Annotated in this window: 14 protein-coding genes and 1 tRNA gene; 2 read left to right on the forward strand and 13 right to left on the reverse strand. The window is 57.7% G+C overall.

Translation table 11 applies throughout. The features are described from left to right. The first annotated feature begins 8 nt into the window (after window positions 1–8). Both C7H10_RS05945 and C7H10_RS05950 read left to right on the forward strand, forming a co-directional pair. The gene (locus C7H10_RS05945) at window positions 9–1,874 is read left to right on the forward strand and encodes an Lnb N-terminal periplasmic domain-containing protein (protein WP_106694140.1); all 1,866 of its coding nucleotides are present in this window, start codon (window positions 9–11) and stop codon (window positions 1,872–1,874) included. Next, window positions 1,844–2,734, forward strand: a complete 891-nt coding sequence (locus C7H10_RS05950) for an alpha/beta hydrolase (protein WP_106694141.1) — start codon at window positions 1,844–1,846, stop codon at window positions 2,732–2,734. The genes C7H10_RS05945 and C7H10_RS05950 overlap by 31 nt, the downstream gene beginning before the upstream one ends. Window positions 2,735–2,988: 254 nt before the next feature. On the opposite strand, the gene pnp is transcribed toward C7H10_RS05950, so the two are convergent. The 13 genes from pnp to ftsH form a co-directional block, all read right to left on the reverse strand. Further along, the gene (pnp, locus tag C7H10_RS05960) at window positions 2,989–5,103 is read right to left on the reverse strand and encodes a polyribonucleotide nucleotidyltransferase (protein WP_227510053.1); all 2,115 of its coding nucleotides are present in this window, start codon (window positions 5,101–5,103) and stop codon (window positions 2,989–2,991) included. A gap of 369 nt (window positions 5,104–5,472) precedes the next feature. After that, the gene (rpsO, locus tag C7H10_RS05965; protein ID WP_058092554.1) at window positions 5,473–5,742 is read right to left on the reverse strand and encodes a 30S ribosomal protein S15; all 270 of its coding nucleotides are present in this window, start codon (window positions 5,740–5,742) and stop codon (window positions 5,473–5,475) included. 78 nt (window positions 5,743–5,820) lie between these two features. Next, entirely contained in the window at window positions 5,821–6,744 is a 924-nt protein-coding gene (gene truB, locus C7H10_RS05970) for a tRNA pseudouridine(55) synthase TruB (RefSeq protein WP_106694142.1), read from the reverse strand. Beyond that, complete coding sequence (rbfA, locus tag C7H10_RS05975; RefSeq protein ID WP_061330634.1) at window positions 6,741–7,172, reverse strand: 30S ribosome-binding factor RbfA; 432 nt, start codon at window positions 7,170–7,172, stop codon at window positions 6,741–6,743. The genes truB and rbfA overlap by 4 nt, the downstream gene beginning before the upstream one ends. Then, window positions 7,172–9,712: a translation initiation factor IF-2 gene (gene infB / locus C7H10_RS05980; protein WP_106694143.1), complete on the reverse strand. Its 2,541-nt coding sequence runs from the start codon at window positions 9,710–9,712 to the stop codon at window positions 7,172–7,174. Before infB ends, rbfA begins: the two co-directional genes overlap by 1 nt. Window positions 9,713–9,732: 20 nt before the next feature. Further along, the gene (nusA, locus tag C7H10_RS05985) at window positions 9,733–11,226 is read right to left on the reverse strand and encodes a transcription termination factor NusA (RefSeq protein ID WP_106694144.1); all 1,494 of its coding nucleotides are present in this window, start codon (window positions 11,224–11,226) and stop codon (window positions 9,733–9,735) included. Window positions 11,227–11,280: 54 nt separating this feature from the next. Further along, a complete protein-coding gene (rimP, locus tag C7H10_RS05990) occupies window positions 11,281–11,742 on the reverse strand; it encodes a ribosome maturation factor RimP (RefSeq protein WP_058092549.1) in 462 nt (153 codons plus the stop codon). A gap of 315 nt (window positions 11,743–12,057) precedes the next feature. Further along, window positions 12,058–12,142: transfer RNA gene (locus tag C7H10_RS05995), tRNA-Leu, on the reverse strand. A gap of 8 nt (window positions 12,143–12,150) precedes the next feature. Next, window positions 12,151–12,528, reverse strand: coding sequence for a preprotein translocase subunit SecG (gene secG, locus C7H10_RS06000; protein ID WP_061330637.1), 378 nt, complete (start codon window positions 12,526–12,528; stop codon window positions 12,151–12,153). Between the two features lie 24 nt (window positions 12,529–12,552). Further along, complete coding sequence (gene tpiA / locus C7H10_RS06005; RefSeq protein WP_106694145.1) at window positions 12,553–13,311, reverse strand: triose-phosphate isomerase; 759 nt, start codon at window positions 13,309–13,311, stop codon at window positions 12,553–12,555. Between the two features lie 84 nt (window positions 13,312–13,395). Then, on the reverse strand, window positions 13,396–14,739 hold the full coding sequence (gene glmM / locus C7H10_RS06010) for a phosphoglucosamine mutase (protein ID WP_106694146.1): 1,344 nt from the start codon (window positions 14,737–14,739) through the stop codon (window positions 13,396–13,398). Then, on the reverse strand, window positions 14,739–15,569 hold the full coding sequence (folP, locus tag C7H10_RS06015) for a dihydropteroate synthase (protein ID WP_106694147.1): 831 nt from the start codon (window positions 15,567–15,569) through the stop codon (window positions 14,739–14,741). The genes glmM and folP overlap by 1 nt, the downstream gene beginning before the upstream one ends. A 96-nt stretch (window positions 15,570–15,665) precedes the next feature. Then, entirely contained in the window at window positions 15,666–17,603 is a 1,938-nt protein-coding gene (ftsH, locus tag C7H10_RS06020; RefSeq protein WP_171039986.1) for an ATP-dependent zinc metalloprotease FtsH, read from the reverse strand. Window positions 17,604–17,900: the final 297 nt, after the last annotated feature.

The raw sequence follows: 17,900 nt of genomic DNA on the forward strand, positions 1-17,900 counted from the left end.
TCTCCCCTATGGGTAACATCTTGCGCCCCCGGCAGGCCGCTCTATGGCTTGCATGCTCACTCTCGGCCCAGGCCGCCCTTGCCGTTGCACCCGATGAACTTCACCAGCACCCGGTATGGCTGACCCTTGGTCACTACCAGCCTGACCGATTTGGCGCCGGCTACACCAGTCAGGCGGACGACTCTGCGTTTTTTCTGAGCGAGAACGGCAAAACCTCACCCAGGGAAGAACTGGAAGCAACGCTTGCCGCTATTCAGGAGCCAGGCGAAGGCAACGATCACGCCCGATGCCGTTTTCCTGCCCGGGATGCCTGGCTTCGGGAACAGCTCGACCTGCCCGCTGATCCTGTAGTTTGCCCCGCTTATGACGAGTGGGCGGCCGAACTGAACACCGAGAAGGTCACATTGGTATTCGCCGCCTCGTATCTGAACAGCCCATCGTCCATGTTCGGCCACACCTTCCTTCGACTGGACCCACCCCAGGAGGATGAAGAAGCCGACCTGCTGCTGGCCAATACCATTTCTTACGCAGCGGACGCCGCCGAGCACGACAGCGAGCTGCTGTTTGCCTACCGGGGTATTTTCGGCGGTTATCCCGGGATTACCTCCATCCGGCCCTATTACGAGATGATCCGGCTGTATAACGACATCGAACACCGGGACTTATGGGAATACACCCTGAACCTGACCCAACCAGAAGTCGACACCATGCTGGCCCACACCTGGGAGATTCAGGACAAAAACTTCGATTACTACTTCTTTGACGAGAACTGCGCCTATCGCTTGCTGGCACTGATTGATGCCGCGCGCCCAGGCACCAACCTGCTGGGTGAAGTAAGCACTCACGCAATCCCCTCCGACACGGTACGCTGGGTTCGGGATGCAGACCTTGTCGAGAGCATTCATTACCGGCCTTCGGCCGCCACAGCTGTTAGCCACAGCCTCGATACCCTGCCCCGTGACCATCAAACCCTGGCCGCAGCCATCGCCAATGGTTACGTGCAGGTGAATGGCCCTGAGATGCAACAGCTCTCGACACAGGAAAGAGCCTGGGTACTGGACGCCACCTACGATTACGTGCGCTATCAAAGCGAAGCCCGTGGCTGGCCAAGGGAATTTTCCGCCCCCCTGTCGCATCAGCTACTGATTTCACGCAGCCAGATAGACGACGCGCAGGAGATACCTCCTGTCCCGGAGCCCGTGGTTCGCGACGACCAGGGCCACGACACTTTTCGGGTAAGCCTCGGCAGTGGCCAACTGGACCACGCCGAATTCACCCAGCTCACCCTGCGCCCCGCCTACCATGACGTACTGGACCCGCCGGAGGGTTACCGCTCCGGCGCCCAGTTACAGTTCCTGCGGCTGGACGCCCGGCTCTACCACGACAATGACGAACTGCAGGTGGAACAGATTGTGGGTGTGGAGATCCGATCCCTGAGCCCTCGCAACCAGTTCTTCTCTCCCATTTCCTGGCAGGTAGGCTTCGGCGGGCGGCGCACAGACACCGGCACACAGCGAGTGCTCACGCCCTACCTGGAGGGCGGTGCCGGTGGAAGCTGGAGCCTGAACTACAACACCCAGGCCTTCGCCGTCGCCACCGCCGATCTGGAAATCGACGATGACATCCGCCGCGGCTACGACTTCGCCCCGGGCGCTGACCTGGGCCTGCTGCACCAGAACAACCGGTTCAGCCTTCTGGCCGGCGCCAAAACCAAGGCCTGGATCATCAGCAGCCAACACCGGCAGGACCAGCTGTACGTTAAAGGCAATCTGCACATAGGCCGGGAATTCAGCCTGTTTGCTGAATTCAACCGGGAAGACCACTTCAACAGGTACCAAAGCATATGGCAGGCTGGCATTCACGCGTATTTCTGACGCTCTCCAGGCTGGGCAAGCGGCCGGCAACACCCACCCTGCTGGTCTTGCTCGCTCTGCTGCAAACCGGCTGCAGCAGCGTGTTCTTCTACCCGGACAAGGTAACCTACATCACCCCGGACCGCCTGAACCTGGAGTATGAAGACATCTACCTGGACACCGCCGATGGCGAAACCCTCCACGGCTGGTGGCTGCCCGCCCTCACAGAAGAACCCGCCAAAGGCACGGTCTATTACCTGCACGGCAACGCCCAGAACGTCAGCGCCCACATCCTCAACGTCGCCTGGCTGCCGGAGCAAGGCTACAACGTATTTGCCATAGACTACCGGGGCTACGGCCAATCCACCGGCGCCCCAGACATAGAGGGCGCCCTGCACGACACCGAAACCGGCCTGCGCTGGCTCGCAGAACGCCACCCCGAAAACGACCATCCCCTGTTCCTACTCGGCCAAAGCCTCGGCGGCGGCCTCGGCATCGCCCTCGCCAGTGAATGGGTGCAACGAGGCGAACACCCCCAGCTCAGCGGCGTGATCCTCGACGGCACCTTCTCCGGCTTCCGCCTGATCGCCCGTGAAAAACTCGGAGAATTCTGGCTAACCTGGCCGTTCCAGATCCCCCTGAGCTGGAGCATCACCGACGACTACGAAGGCGTGGACCGAATCGCCAACATCGCCCCGGTCCCCGTCAAAATCATCCACAGCGCCCGTGACGGCATTATCCCGTTCCACCACGGCATGCGACTGTATGAAGCCGCAGAACAGCCCAAAGACTTCCTGAGGACCGACACACCCCATGGCGCGACGTTTGTTCTTCCGGCATATCGGGAGGCGGTACTGGAGTTCATGGAAGGGACGTTTTAGCCACTCTATCCGGGGGTGAACGCCAATAGAAAGCACACTAGGAATGCTGCAGAATGCTTGGCGCGGAGGTTGGGGGAAGTCCTTTCCAAAAGTCTTGAGGGCCAAGGATGGCCCGAACGAAGCGCACATGGATGTGCTCGTAGCGTCTTTTGGAAAGGACTTCCCCCAACCTCTGCACGGCACCCAAACCAAAGCGCCCAGAAACGAGAAAACCCGCCATAAGGCGGGTTTTCTCACTACTGACTAACTGAAAATCAGTCAGCGAAGTCAGTCGGCTGCTCGCCTTCCTTAACTTCCTTCATGGACAGCTTAACGCGACCACGGTTGTCCACATCCAGCACCTTCACCAGAACTTCCTGACCTTCGCTCAGCTCGTCAGTCACGTTCTCGATACGGCGCTCAGAGATCTGGGAAATGTGCACCAGACCATCCTTGCCAGGCAGGATGTTAACGAAGGCACCGAAGTCCACAATGCGCTCAACGCGGCCCTTGTAGATAGCGCCCACTTCGATCTCGGCAGTGATTTCCTTCACCCGATTCACGGCGGCTTGTGCGGCTGCTGCGTTATCGGCGTAGATCTTCACATTGCCATCGTCGTCCAGGTCAATAGACGCACCGGTCTCGTCACAGATAGAACGGATCACAGAACCGCCCTTACCGATAACGTCACGGATCTTGTCCGGATGGATCTTGATGGTGGTGATGCTCGGTGCACGCTCAGACAGCTCGGCACGCGGCGTGGAGATCACCTTGTTCATCTCGTCCAGGATGTGCAGACGCGCAGCGTGGGCCTGCTCAAGGGCGATTTCCATGATCTCGTCGGTGATGCCCTGGATCTTGATATCCATCTGCAGGGCGGTAACGCCCTCTTTGGTACCGGCAACCTTGAAGTCCATATCGCCCAGGTGGTCTTCGTCACCCAGGATGTCAGTCAGAACGGCGAACTTGTCACCTTCCTTGACCAGACCCATGGCGATACCAGCCACCGGTGCCTTGATCGGAACACCCGCGTCCATCAGTGCCAGAGAAGAACCACACACGGAAGCCATGGAGCTGGAACCGTTGGATTCGGTGATCTCGGAAACCGCACGAATGGCATACGGGAACTCTTCAATGGTCGGCATAACCGCCAGAACACCGCGCTTGGCCAGACGACCATGACCCACTTCACGACGGCCCGGAGTACCAACGCGGCCGGCTTCACCTACGGAATACGGAGGGAAGTTATAGTGGAACAGGAACGGATCTTTGCGCTCGCCTTCCAGTGCATCAATGATCTGCACATCACGGGTGGTACCCAGAGTGGCGGTTACGATGGCCTGAGTTTCACCACGGGTGAACAGGGCAGAACCGTGAACAGACGGCAGAATGCCAACTTCCACTTCGATCGGGCGTACAGTCTTGTTGTCACGGCCGTCGATACGCGGCTTGCCATCGATAACCTGCTGGCGAACCACAGACTTCTCAACCTTGCCGAAATACTTCTTCACCAGTTCTTCAGAAGGCTGACCTTCTTCTTCACCGGCCAGTTTTTCAACGGCGGCAGCCTTGATCTCGCCCAGACGCTCGTAGCGAGCCATCTTGTCCCGCACGGCGTAAGCTTCTTCGATGGCACCACCGAATTCGGATTTGATGGCATTCAGAAGCTCGGTGTTTTCGGCTTCAGGCTGCCACTCCCAGCGCGGCTTGCCGTGTTCAGCGGCAAATTCCTTGATGGCGGTAATGGCCGCCTGCATTTCCTGATGGCCGAACAGTACGCCACCCAGCATCTGGTCTTCGGTCAGGCCTTTGGCCTCGGACTCAACCATCAGTACGGCGTCTTCGGTACCGGCAACCACCATGTCCAGATCAGAGCTGGCCAGCTCTTCAAAGGTGGGGTTCAGGAAGTAGCCTTTATCGTTGGTGAAACCAACACGGGCAGCACCGATAGGACCATCGAACGGGATACCGGAGATCGCCAGCGCAGCAGAGGCCGCCAGCATCGCCGCGATGTCAGGATCGTGGTTCTTGCTGGCAGACATGACGGTACAGATAACCTGTACTTCGTTCATGTAGCCATTAGGGAACAGCGGGCGGATCGGACGGTCGATCAGGCGGGAAGTCAGCGTCTCTTTCTCGGACGGACGGCCTTCGCGCTTGAAGAAACCACCGGGGATTTTGCCGGCCGCGTAAGTCTTCTCGAAGTAGTTAACGGTCAGCGGGAAGAAAGGCTGACCAGGCTTGGCTTCTTTGGCGCCGACAACGGTACCCAGCACAGCGGTATCGCCGGTAGACACGAGAACGGAACCGGTTGCCTGACGGGCAACACGACCCGTTTCCAGGGTGAAGGTTTCGCCACCCATTTCAAACGTTTTCTTACGTGGTTGCAGATCCACAATAAACTCCTGCTCTTTTCAACGGTTAATACCTGACCGGGTGACACTCACCCTCGCCAGGTTTTCTTTACCACCGCAGCAGTCTGATCTGTGAACCGAAAGGCAACCCGTCTGAAAGCTAACAGGCTGTTGCAAAACCCCGGTATGGCGAGCTGCCAGCGGTGTGCGGCTCCCGGGCTTTTCAACAACCTGCTATCAATATCGGCTTTCCATTAGACAGAGAAAATCCTTCGGTTTCACTGACAAATCAACTGCAGCATAAACACCGTCTGGCATCCCCTGAGCGGGTACACACAGACAGTGGGAGAGAAGCGCGGCTGAACCCGGGCAACCCCGGGCCAGCCTTCAGGTCGCTAAACCGGATTAGCGACGCAGACCCAAGCGCTGGATGAGTTCCAGGTAACGGTCAGCGTTTTTACGCTTGAGGTAGTCCAGCAGCTTACGACGCTGGTTTACCATCCGGATCAGGCCGCGGCGGGAATGGTGATCCTGCTTGTTGGCCTTGAAGTGATCCTGCAGCTTGTTGATGTTGGCGCTCAGCAGTGCAACCTGTACTTCAGGAGAACCGGTATCGCCTTCAACTTGCTGAAAATCCTTAACGATCTGAGCTTTCTCATTGGCAGACAGTGCCATATTACACCTCATGGTTTGCGATGCTGATAAATCCGGCCGAACCGCGCATCTCTACAGCCCGGCTAATCAGCGGCGGTGTTACCCGCCGCTGTTCTTTACCAGACGGCGCGGCACCAGTTTGGTGTCATCGCCCTCCGGCATAGCTTCTGCCAATCCCACGAAGGTACGATCGCCGTAGACACGCACGAAGCCTTCAAGGGACTGACCCGATATTCTAACCGGTTGTCCGTTCAATATCGATACCAGTGCCGAGCCTGACAGCCGGTGCTCGGGAAACATCGTCAGCGCGCTTTCCGGCGGCAGCAGCAAGCCGTCCAGGCTCTCACCGCGCTCACGCATGGCTTCCAGGTCTTTGACATCGTGAGCATTTTCCAGCGTGTAGCCAGAGGCCAGGGTACGCCGAAGTGCACTGACATGGGCACCGCACCCCAGTACCGCACCAATATCTTCAACCAGTGAGCGTATATACGTACCCTTGGTACAGGTCACCGCCAAGTCAAGCTCCTGCTCGCGAACCGCCAACAGGGTCAACTCGTAGATGGTGACAGGACGCGCCGGGCGCTCGATCTCAATGCCTTCGCGGGCATACTCGTACAGAGGCCGGCCTTTGTGCTTCAGCGCAGAATACATCGACGGTACCTGCTGGATATCGCCCCGAAACCGCTCTAACACCGCTTCCACCTGGGCTTCGGTCAACGCTGGCACCGGTTTTTCTTCAACCACTGCGCCTTCGCTATCACCGGTTTCTGTCCGTATGCCCAACCGCGCGGTAGTGATATACGCCTTGTCACTGTCGAGCATGGTCTGGGAAAACTTGGTGGCTTCGCCAAAACACAGCGGCAAAACACCAGTAGCAAGTGGATCAAGGGCACCGGTATGGCCGGCCTTGGCCGCCCCATACAGGCGCTTGATCTGCTGCAGAATCCCGTTGGAGGTGACACCCTGGGGCTTGTCGATCACCAGGATGCCATTTACGTCACGGCCTTTACGTCTTCGGCTCAAGCATCACGCTCCGGATTATCAGAAACCGGATCGTCGTTATCATCGCGAGGAACAGCTGGCTGATCCCCCACGGCTTCCCGAATCAGACGGTCCATCTTGCGACTCTGGTTAAGCAGGCTGTCGAAGTGGAAACGCAGGTGGGGTACCACCCGCAGCTTCATCGCCCGCCCGACCTGACCTCGCAGGAATCCCGAGGCCTTGTTGAGCACCGCCAGGGAATCCTGAACTTCCGGAGATTGCTCGGTAAGCTCTTCGGTCGACAACAGGGAAACGTAAATATCGGCATAGCCCAGATCACGGCTGACCTTGACGGCATTCACCGTGACCATGCCAACGCGAGGGTCTTTGACCTCGCGCTGGATGAGTTGGGCCAGTTCACGTTGCATCTGATCGCCGATACGATCTATGCGACTGTATTCCCGCGCCATCAGGCCCCCGTTGATTCGAGCTGACGCTCAACGCGAACGCGATCGAACACCTCGATCTGATCGCCCACTTTCACGTCGTAGCCTTTAACACCGATACCACACTCCATACCGTTGCGGACTTCCGGTACGTCATCCTTGAAGCGACGCAGGGATTCCAGCTCGCCCTCGAAGATAACCACGTTGTCACGCAGTACGCGGATCGGCTTGTTACGGTATACGGTACCCTCGGTCACCATACAGCCGGCCACCTGGCCAAACTTCGGTGAACGGAACACGTCCCGTACATCGGCGATACCCACGATGTCTTCCCGAAATTCAGGCTTGAGCATACCAGTCAGGGCGGACTTAACATCATCAATCAGGTTATAGATGATGCTGTAGTAACGCAGATCCAGACCTTCCTGCTCCACCAGGCGCTTGGAAGCGGTATCCGCACGCACGTTGAAACCGAAGATAACCGCGTTGGTGGCCATGGCCAGGCTCACGTCTGTCTCGGCAATACCGCCAACACCAGACGAAACAATCTTGACCTGAACTTCCTCGTTACCCAGGTCCTGCAGGGCCTTGGTGATGGCCTCCAGGGAACCACGAACGTCGGTCTTGAGAACAACGTTAAGGGTTTTGACTTCGTCTTTACCCATGTTCTCAAACATATTCTCCAGCTTGGCGGCCTGCTGGCGCTGCAGACGCTGCTCGCGCTCGCGGGTCTGGCGGAATTCGGCCAGTTCTTTGGCTTTCTTCTCATCAGCCACGGCGAAGAACTCATCGCCAGCATCCGGTGTGCCATTCAGGCCAAGAATTTCGACCGGAATGGACGGGCCAGCTTCCTTGACCTGCTTGCCGGCTTCGTCGGTCATCGCCCGAACCTTGCCGTAGAATGAGCCGGCCACGACCATGTCGCCCTGGCGCAGGGTGCCGTTCTGAACCAGAACGGTCGCAACAGAACCACGACCACGCTCCAGGCTGGACTCAACAACCACACCGCGGGCGGAGGCATCCGGTGATGCTTCAAGTTCCAGAATCTCGGCCTGCAGCAGGACGGCTTCCAGCAGATCATCAATGCCAAGACCTGTATGAGCCGACACAGGCACAAACTGTACATCGCCGCCCCAGTCTTCCGGAATCACATCCAGGGCAGACAGCTCGTTCTTGATGCGGTCCGGATCCGCCTCTTCCTTGTCCATCTTATTGATGGCGACCACCAGCGGCACACCGGCAGAACGTGCATGCTGAACCGCTTCCTTGGTTTGCGGCATAACACCGTCATCCGCAGCCACAACGAGGATAACAATATCGGTGCACTGGGCACCGCGCGCACGCATGGCGGTAAACGCCGCGTGGCCCGGGGTATCCAGGAACGACACCATGCCGTGATCGGTTTCTACGTGGTAGGCGCCGATGTGCTGGGTAATACCACCGGATTCACCCGCGGCCACCTTGGTGCGACGAATATAATCCAGAAGGGATGTCTTACCGTGGTCAACGTGACCCATCACGCTCACAACCGGGGCACGCTTGATCTTTTCTTTGCCTTCGTGCAGCTCGGTAATCTCGCTCAGCACTTCTTCTTCAAACGCATCTTCACTGACCGCTTTGGGCTTGTGGCCCAGCTCTTCGGTTACCAGAACGGCGGTTTCCTGATCCAGTGCCTGGTTGATGGTGGCCATAACGCCCATTCCCATCAGGGTTTTGATGACATCAGCGGCTTTGACAGCCATGCGCTGGGCAAGATCACCGACGGTGATGGTTTCCGGAATCTGTACTTCTCTAACCATTGGCTTTGTGGGCCTCTCGAAAGCATGACGCTTTTCTTTCGGTTTCTTTTTAGCCCGCAGCTGCTTGCGAGGAAGGCTTTCCTCCTCGTCTTCGGAAATAACCAGCGGTTCTTCAACCGGACGGCTGCGAGGGCCGCGATGGCCAGCCTGCTTCTTCTTCGGCTTGCCTTCTTCGATATCGTCGCCGCGCTCGCGTACCTTTTCTTTCTTTTTCTTTGGCTTGCGATCCCGACCTTCGTCTTCAGGCGGAGGCATGGGAATGTCCTCCGGCGCTGTTTCCAGTTCGGGTTCGGACTTTTCTTCCTGAACAGGCTCAGCCGCTGCCGGCTCTGATGGAGCGGCGGTTTCTGCCGGCTGTTCTTGCGGCTGCTCTGCAGCCACTTTCGGTGCTTCATCGACCACCGGGGATTCAGCCACAGGCTGTTCCGCTACCTCTTCCGGCTTCGGTGCTTCAACCTCTGGTTCCGGCTGCAGTTCCGCACGCTTGATATAGGTGCGGCGCTTGCGCACTTCCACGTTCACGGTTTTTGCCTTACCGGCCTTCAGCGTGGTGGTGGTTTTACGCTTCAGGGTGATCTTGTTCGGCTCTGCCTGAGCTTCACCGTGGGTCTTTCTCAGATAGGTCAGCAACTGCTGCTTCTCATCACTGGTGACAGCGTCGTTCTCACTACGGGCTTTCAGGCCCGCTTCCACGATCTGCTTCAGCAAACGATCCACGGGAGCGCCTACATCTGCGGCCAGTTGTTTTACCGTTACATCAGCCATACTGGTCCTCCTCTCCCGAATCAGGCCTGGTCTTCAAACCAGGGGGCACGCGCGGTCATGATCAGCTGACCAGCACGCTCTTCATCCATACCTTCAATTTCGAGCAGTTCGTCAATTGACTGCTCAGCCAGATCTTCCATCGTACGCACGCCCATACCAGCGAGTTTGAACGCCAGTGAACGGTCCATGCCTTCCATGTTGAGAAGATCTTCGGCGGGCTCTGCGCCCTCCAGGGCTTCTTCACTCGCCAGCGCCTGGTTCAACAGGACGTCTTTGGCACGACGGCGCAGCTCAGTGACGGTTTCCTCGTCAAAGCCATCGATGGCCAGCATTTCTTCCATCGGCACGTACGCCACTTCCTCAATCGAGGTAAAGCCTTCGTCGATCAGGACACCGGCAAATTCCTCGTCAACGTCCAGGTGCGCGGTAAAGTGCTCAACCAAGCGAGTGTATTCCTGCTCCTGGCGCTCGCCGGCTTCTTCCTCGGTCATCACGTTCAGGGTCCAGCCGGTCAGCTCGGTGGCCAGACGAACGTTCTGGCCGTTACGGCCGATGGCCTGGGCCAGATTGTCTTCGGCGACGGCAACATCCATGGTGTGGCGATCTTCATCCATCACGATGGAGGCAACCTCGGCCGGCGCCATGGCGTTGATGACCAACTGGGCCGGGTTGTCGTCCCACAGCACAATATCAACACGCTCGCCGCCCAGTTCGTTGGACACGGCCTGGACCCGAGAGCCCCGCATACCCACGCAGGCACCCACGGGATCAATACGGCGATCGTTGGTCTTCACGGCAATCTTGGCACGGGAGCCGGGATCACGGGCTGCACCACGGATCTCAATCAGGTCCTCAGCAATCTCCGGCACTTCAATGCGGAACAGCTCAATCAGCATCTGCGCGTCGGTACGGCTCAGGATCAGCTGCGGGCCCCGATGATCGGTGCGAATCTCCAGCAACAGGGAACGCACGCGGTCGCCCATGCGGAAGGTTTCCCGGGGAATCAGATGCTCGCGGGGCAGAAGTGCTTCGGCATTGCCACCCAGATCCACAATAACGTTGTCCCGTGTCACCTTCTTGACCGTTCCGGAAACCAGCTCGCCAACGCGGTCGCGGTAGCTGTCGACGATCTTCATGCGCTCAGCTTCGCGAACCTTCTGGAAAATAATCTGCTTGGCAGCCTGGGCACCGATACGTCCAAAGGCGACTGATTCTACTTTCTCTTCGTGGATGTCACCCGGCTTCAGGTCTGGACTGATCTCTTCGGCTTCCTGGAAGGTAAGCTCTGTACCCAGCGCTGGAACGGCGTCGTTGTCCACCACCAACCAGCGGCGGAAGGTCTCGTACTCTCCGGTGCGGCGGTCAATCGCAACCCGGATGTCCGCTTCTTCATCTTCATAACGCTTCTTGGCAGCGGTCGCGAGCGCCAGCTCGATCGCCTCGAAAATCACGTCTTTCTCGACACCTTTCTCGTTCGAGACGGATTCTACTACCAGCAAGATCTCTTTACTCATTGGATTGCCCTGCCCTCAATATAATCGATGCATCCACAGTCTTGTTCGAATGGGTCATTCAAAAACCGGTACGATGTTGGCTTTTTCAATACTGTCAAAAGGCAACAGGTATTCGTGGTCATCAACAACCACGATGACTTCATCGCCTTCTATACCTTTGATCAAGCCTGTAAATTTGCGCCGGCCTTCAAACGCCATGCGCAGCTTGATCTGAACCTGATGGCCAACAAATTCCTGATACTGCTCGAGACGAAACAGCGGCCGGTCCATACCCGGCGACGACACCTCCAGGGTGTATTCACTCTGGATGGGGTCTTCCACATCCATCACGCCGCTTATCTGACGGCTGACTTTCTCGCAGTCTTCAATGCTGATGCCATTTTCCGCATCATCAATAAACACCCGAAGCATGGACTGATAGCCCCGGGAACGGTATTCGATACCCCAGAATTCATACCCGAGCCCTTCCACTACCGGGCGCAGAATGTCTTCCAGTTGTTTAAGCTTGGCTGACAAGTGTCGCCGCCTCCGTATTCAGATTTTCGGACTACAAAAACAAAAAAAGGGCTGTTGATCAGCCCTTTTTATGCACCAGGGCCCTTTGCGCCAGGCCCCTTAATCAAAAAGCCCCTATGAATGGGGCCTTTTGTTGCAAGAATTCGCAGAAAGCTAACCCAACTCTGCCCTCTGCCGACAGACACCTGGCCTGCCTGGACACTACAACGCCGTTGCAAGGTCCAATATCCGCCGGAGTATAGAGACGCCGCGCAGACTGGTCAAGGACTGACCAAAAAAAACGGCCTGGAACTTCCAAGCCGTCTTACTCAAATATGGTGCCCGGGGCCGGACTCGAACCGGCACAGCTTTCGCTACCACCCCCTCAAGATGGCGTGTCTACCAGTTTCACCACCCGGGCAACATTCTTTACTCGAGGTCAGGGAGCTGAGACTCCCCACCCTCGCTTTCGCTACCTGCAGATTCTTCGATACCCGGCGCAGCTTCAGCTGGCGCCTGACGGGATTCCTGAACTGTCGGAATACCGGCCTCACCAGCCACTTCAGCACGCTGCTTGGCGAAGATTGCCAGCGAAAAACTTGTCACAAAAAACACAACCGCCATAAACGTGGTCAGACGGGTCAGAAAGCTGCCACTACCCTGACTACCGAACACGGTCTGGGAGGCACCGCCACCGAAAGCAGCACCGGCATCTGCACCCTTACCCTGCTGGATAAGGACCAGACCCACCAGAGCCACGGCGATCACGACGTGAACAACGACTACCAGTGTTTCCATCCAATCCATACAGACTCTCGTAAACGTTTTGGCTTACGCACCCACCGGAAACGCACGGCAGATACTTACAAAATCTTCAGCCTTAAGGGAAGCACCACCTATAAGACCGCCATCAATATCGGGCTCTGCAAACAGAGCGGCCGCATTATCCGCTTTTACACTGCCGCCGTAAAGTACTGAAATCGTCTCAGACGGCGCACCCATCTCTGCAAGCACCCGGCGAATGTCCGCGTGCATGGCCTGGGCATCTTCTGCAGTCGCTGTCTTTCCGGTACCTATCGCCCATACCGGCTCGTAGGCAACCACAATTTTCGACCACTGCTCACCAGCCACCGACGCCAGGCCTTGCTGAACCTGGCTGGCCACTACCCGCTCAGCCGAACCGGCTTCGCGTTCTTCCAGAGTCTCACCGACGCAGAGTACTGCCGTCAGCCCGGATGCCAGAACCTGCTCGATCTTCCTGGCAACCACTTCGTCGGACTCACCAAACAACTGGCGACGCTCGGAATGACCAACGAGGGCGTACTGACACCCCAGATCTTTCGCCATATCAGAGGAGACTTCACCAGTGTAGGCACCTGACTGCCACTGGCTGACGTTCTGCACGCCAGCAACCAATTCAGAGCCACAAAGCGCAACCACAGAGTCAACATAAAGGGCAGGAGGTATGATAACCACCTCTGCCCTGGCATCAAGACTGGCAACCTGCTCGCGGACCTGACCGACCAGCTGCTGCACAAGGTCTTTCGACCCGTTCATCTTCCAGTTTCCAGCTACGATCTTGCGACGCATACCAAATCTCAATCGTCCCGACCTGAGGGAGGGCGAACTATACAGCAGACATTTGTCTCGCACAACCCGCCCTATTCCACAAAATCAGGGTGTTGAACGCTCCACGACAAGGGCCAGCTGCTCGGCAACCCGGGTAATGTCATCGGCATTCTGACCTTCTGCCATCACCCGAATCAGGGGCTCCGTTCCCGACGCCCGCAACAGGATTCTGCCGGCCTCACCCAGGTCAGCCTCTGCCCTGCGCATCGCCTCAACGATGTCTGACCGGCTGAGCGGATCAAATCGCTGGGCCACCCGCACATTCACCATCGTCTGGGGCAACTTGGCCATACCCTGACGCAGCTCGCCCATAGTCTTGCCGGACCGGCGAACCGCCAACAGCACCTGCAACGCAGAGACAATACCGTCGCCGGTACTGGTACAGTCACGAATCACCATATGGCCGGAGCCTTCTCCGCCAATGATCCAGTTATTGGCCAGCAGCCGCTCCATCACATAACGGTCACCCACATTGGCACGCTCGAATTCGATGCCAATCTCACGCAGCGCCAGTTCAACCCCCAGATTGGTCATCAGGGTTCCAACCACGCCACCGTTCAACCGACCTTCGGCATGACGCTGGGAGGCCAGTATAAACAGCAATTCATCACCATCCACCTCGGAGCCGTCGCGGTCCACCATCAGCACACGGTCGCCATCGCCATCGAAAGCAATACCCAGGTCAGCCCGCTTCTCAGAGACTGCCTGTTTCAGGGCATCCAGGTGGGTGGACCCCACGTTGAGATTGATATTCAGCCCGTCCGGTTCTGCGCCAATCACCGAAACCCTGGCTCCGAGCTCTTTGAACACCTTGGGGGCAACGTGGTAGGTGGCGCCATGGGCACAGTCGAGTACGATATGCAGTCCATCGAGGGTAAACTCATTGGGCACAGTACTCTTGCAGAACTCCACGTACCGGCCCGGAGCATCGTCGACACGGCTCGCCTTGCCCAGCTCATTGGGTTCGCACACCTGAATCGGCTGCTCGAGCCAGCGCTCGATCTCAGCCTCCAGGGCGTCATCGAGCTTGGTACCGTTAGCCGAGAAGAACTTGATGCCGTTGTCCTGGTGCGGGTTATGAGAGGCACTGATCACAATACCTGCGGATGCCCGAAACGTTCGGGTCAGGTAGGCAATGGCGGGCGTCGGCATTGGGCCAAGCAACTTCACATCCACCCCCGCAGCGGACAAACCCGCCTCAAGTGCGGATTCAAACATGTAACCTGACAAGCGGGTATCCTTTCCAATCAGCACGCTGTTTCGCTGGCCCTGCCTCTTGAATGCCTGACCTGCTGCCCACCCAAGGTGCAACATAAACTCCGGGGTAATCGGACTTTCACCCACTCTCCCCCGGATTCCGTCGGTTCCAAAATACTTGCGCTGGGACATCAGATTGCCTCCTTAACTGCCGTCACGACCTTGACGGCGTCCACCGTCTCCCGCACATCATGCACCCTGAGGATGCTTGCGCCTTTCATGGCGGATATTGTCGCGGCAGCGAGGCTTGCCGGCAACCTTTCGTTGACGTCTCGGCCAGTAATTGCTCCAAGCATGGATTTCCGGGACACCCCGATCAACAACGGATGCCCCAGCAAATGCAACTGTTCCAGAGTCGCCAACAACTGGATGTTGTGACCCACAGTTTTCCCGAAGCCAAATCCCGGGTCCAGGATGATGTTTTCCGGCCGCACACCGGCCTTTTCGACCACTCGCATCCGTTCGGTCAGAAACGAACTCACGTCGCGCCGAACGTTATGGTATCGGGGGTTATTCTGCATGGTGTCCGGCTCACCCTGGATGTGCATGATGCAGACGGGCACGCCGGCTTTGGCCGCCACTTCCGGTGCACCCTCTCGCTGGAGCGCCCGCACATCGTTGATCAAACCGGCGCCGAGCCTGACCACCTCCTCCATCACGGCGGGGTTGCTGGTATCCACTGAAATCACGGTATCCAGCTCACGGGCAATGGCCTCCACCACGGGGCAAACCCGGTCCAGCTCTTCCTGGGTCGATACCGGCTCCGCTCCCGGCCGGGTCGATTCACCACCAACATCGATAAAGGATGCGCCGTCTTCCACCATGGTCCGGGCACGAACAAGCGCTGCATCGGCGGTCGTGAACCGACCGCCATCTGAAAAGGAATCGGGCGTAACGTTGAGAATCCCCATTACCTGGCACCGGGACAGATCCACCAAACGGCCAGCAAAATTCATTTTCATAGCAGGTATTCCGAAATTTTCTGTTCAGGGGTAACAAAAACAAACGCCGCCCGGAGGCCGGGCGGCGCTGTATTTGACTAGGCCTTGTGCGGGCGATCAGTGCTCGCCGGCAGGCCTGCCTACTCCGGGCTGACGCCCGTCATCCGATGACCGGGGCTCCGGAGCTGGCTCTTCAGCTTTCACTCCGCCGGTGGGACCACTATCGCCCCAGTTTTTCGGGGGCCGCGGCTCTTTGCCTGCCATGATGTCATCGATCTGGTAGCGATCAATGGTCTCGTACTTCATCAGGGCCTCAGCCATCAGGTCCAGTTTGTCACGGTTCTCAATCAGGATCTGCTTGGCCGTGGCATAACACTCATCAATGATATTTCGAACTTCCTCATCAATCCGCTGGGCGGTCTCCGGAGAGTGATGGGAGTGCGACTGGCCGGCAGAACGACCCAGGAACGGCTCTTCGCTGTCGGTATCGTACTGCAGGGGACCCAACTTTTCCGACAACCCCCACTTGGTGACCATGTTGCGGGCCAGGCTGGTGGCACGTTCGATGTCGTTGGAGGCACCGGTCGTCACACCGTCAAAGCCAAGCGTCAGCTCTTCGGCAATTCGACCGCCGAACAGACTGCAGATTGAGCTGGTCAGGTAGCGCTTGGAGTGACTGTACTTGTCCTCTTCCGGCAAGAACATGGTCACACCCAGGGCGCGCCCCCGGGGGATGATACTGACCTTGTAGACAGGATCATGTTCAGGCACGAGGCGACCAACAATGGCATGGCCAGACTCATGGTACGCGGTGTTCCGCTTTTCTTTCTCGCTCATCACCATGGATTTGCGCTCGGCGCCCATCATGATTTTATCTTTCGCCAGTTCCAGCTCTTCCATGGAAACCAGACGCTGGTTACGACGCGCCGCGAACAGGGCAGCCTCGTTTACCAGGTTAGCGAGGTCAGCACCGGAGAAGCCAGGCGTACCGCGAGCGATAACCGCCGGATCAATACCGTCGGCCAGGGGCACTTTCTTCATGTGCACCTTAAGAATCTGCTCTCGACCAAGAATGTCTGGCAGGCTCACCACCACCTGGCGGTCAAAGCGACCCGGACGCAGCAGCGCAGGGTCCAGAACGTCCGGACGGTTGGTAGCAGCGATCACGATGACGCCTTCGTTGCCTTCAAAGCCGTCCATCTCAACCAACAGCTGGTTCAGGGTCTGTTCACGCTCGTCATGGCCACCGCCCATGCCGGCGCCACGATGGCGACCGACCGCATCAATCTCATCGATAAAAATGATACAGGGGCTTTGCTTCTTGGCCTGCTCGAACATGTCACGAACACGGGAAGCACCCACGCCCACGAACATCTCTACGAAGTCAGAACCGGAGATGGAGAAAAACGGCACTTTCGCTTCACCGGCAATGGCTTTTGCCAGCAGCGTCTTACCAGTACCCGGCGGCCCCACCATCAACACGCCTTTCGGGATTCGGCCACCCAGACGCTGGAATTTGCTCGGGTCACGCAGGAAGTCGACCAGCTCTTTAACGTCTTCCTTCGCTTCATCAACACCGGCGACGTCGCCAAAGGTGGTTTTGATCTGGTCTTCACTGAGCAGGCGCGCCTTGCTCTTGCCAAAGGACATGGGGCCTTTGCCGCCGCCACCGCCCTGCATCTGGCGCATGAAGAACACAAACAACGCAATAATGATCAGAATCGGGAACGCGGCCACCAGCAACTGCGTCCACAGGCTCTGGCGCTCAGGCTCCTTGCCGATCACTTCGACGTTATTGGCGAGCAGATCATCCATCAGCTTGTTGTCAGAGACCTGCGGGCGAATGGTCTGGAACTGGGACCCGTCACCACGGACACCCTGCACCTGAAGACCATCAATGGTCACTTGCCGGACCTGGCCCTGCTGGACCATCTCCACAAACTGGGAATAGTTGACTTGTTGGCCGGTGGTGGTGGGAGAGAAATTCTGAAACACCATCAACAGCACGGCGGCTATGATTAGCCAGAGAACCAGATTTTTTGCCATATCGTTCAAGGATCATCACCTGTGAATTGCGGGGCTGCAGCCATGTGGCCATCAACCCTTTTCCGACACCTTACACCAATTGTACGCCTGTCCACCAGAAACGGCCCATCCGTATCGACCACAGACCCGCTGACTGACCCGGCAAAAACACAACCTGAGGACTGTAACCAGCACCACTTGAGATTTCGTGAAACCTTTGACCCTGACCGTACAGGAAGGTTCCAGCCGACAACCGGTAGGGCGCTAAGGCCCGTCATCCCGCACGACACCGCGCCAGTGGGCGCGACTGTAGGTGATTACGACCAT

It is taken from the genome of Marinobacter shengliensis, assembly GCF_003007715.1.
Lineage (GTDB): Bacteria > Pseudomonadota > Gammaproteobacteria > Pseudomonadales > Oleiphilaceae > Marinobacter > Marinobacter shengliensis.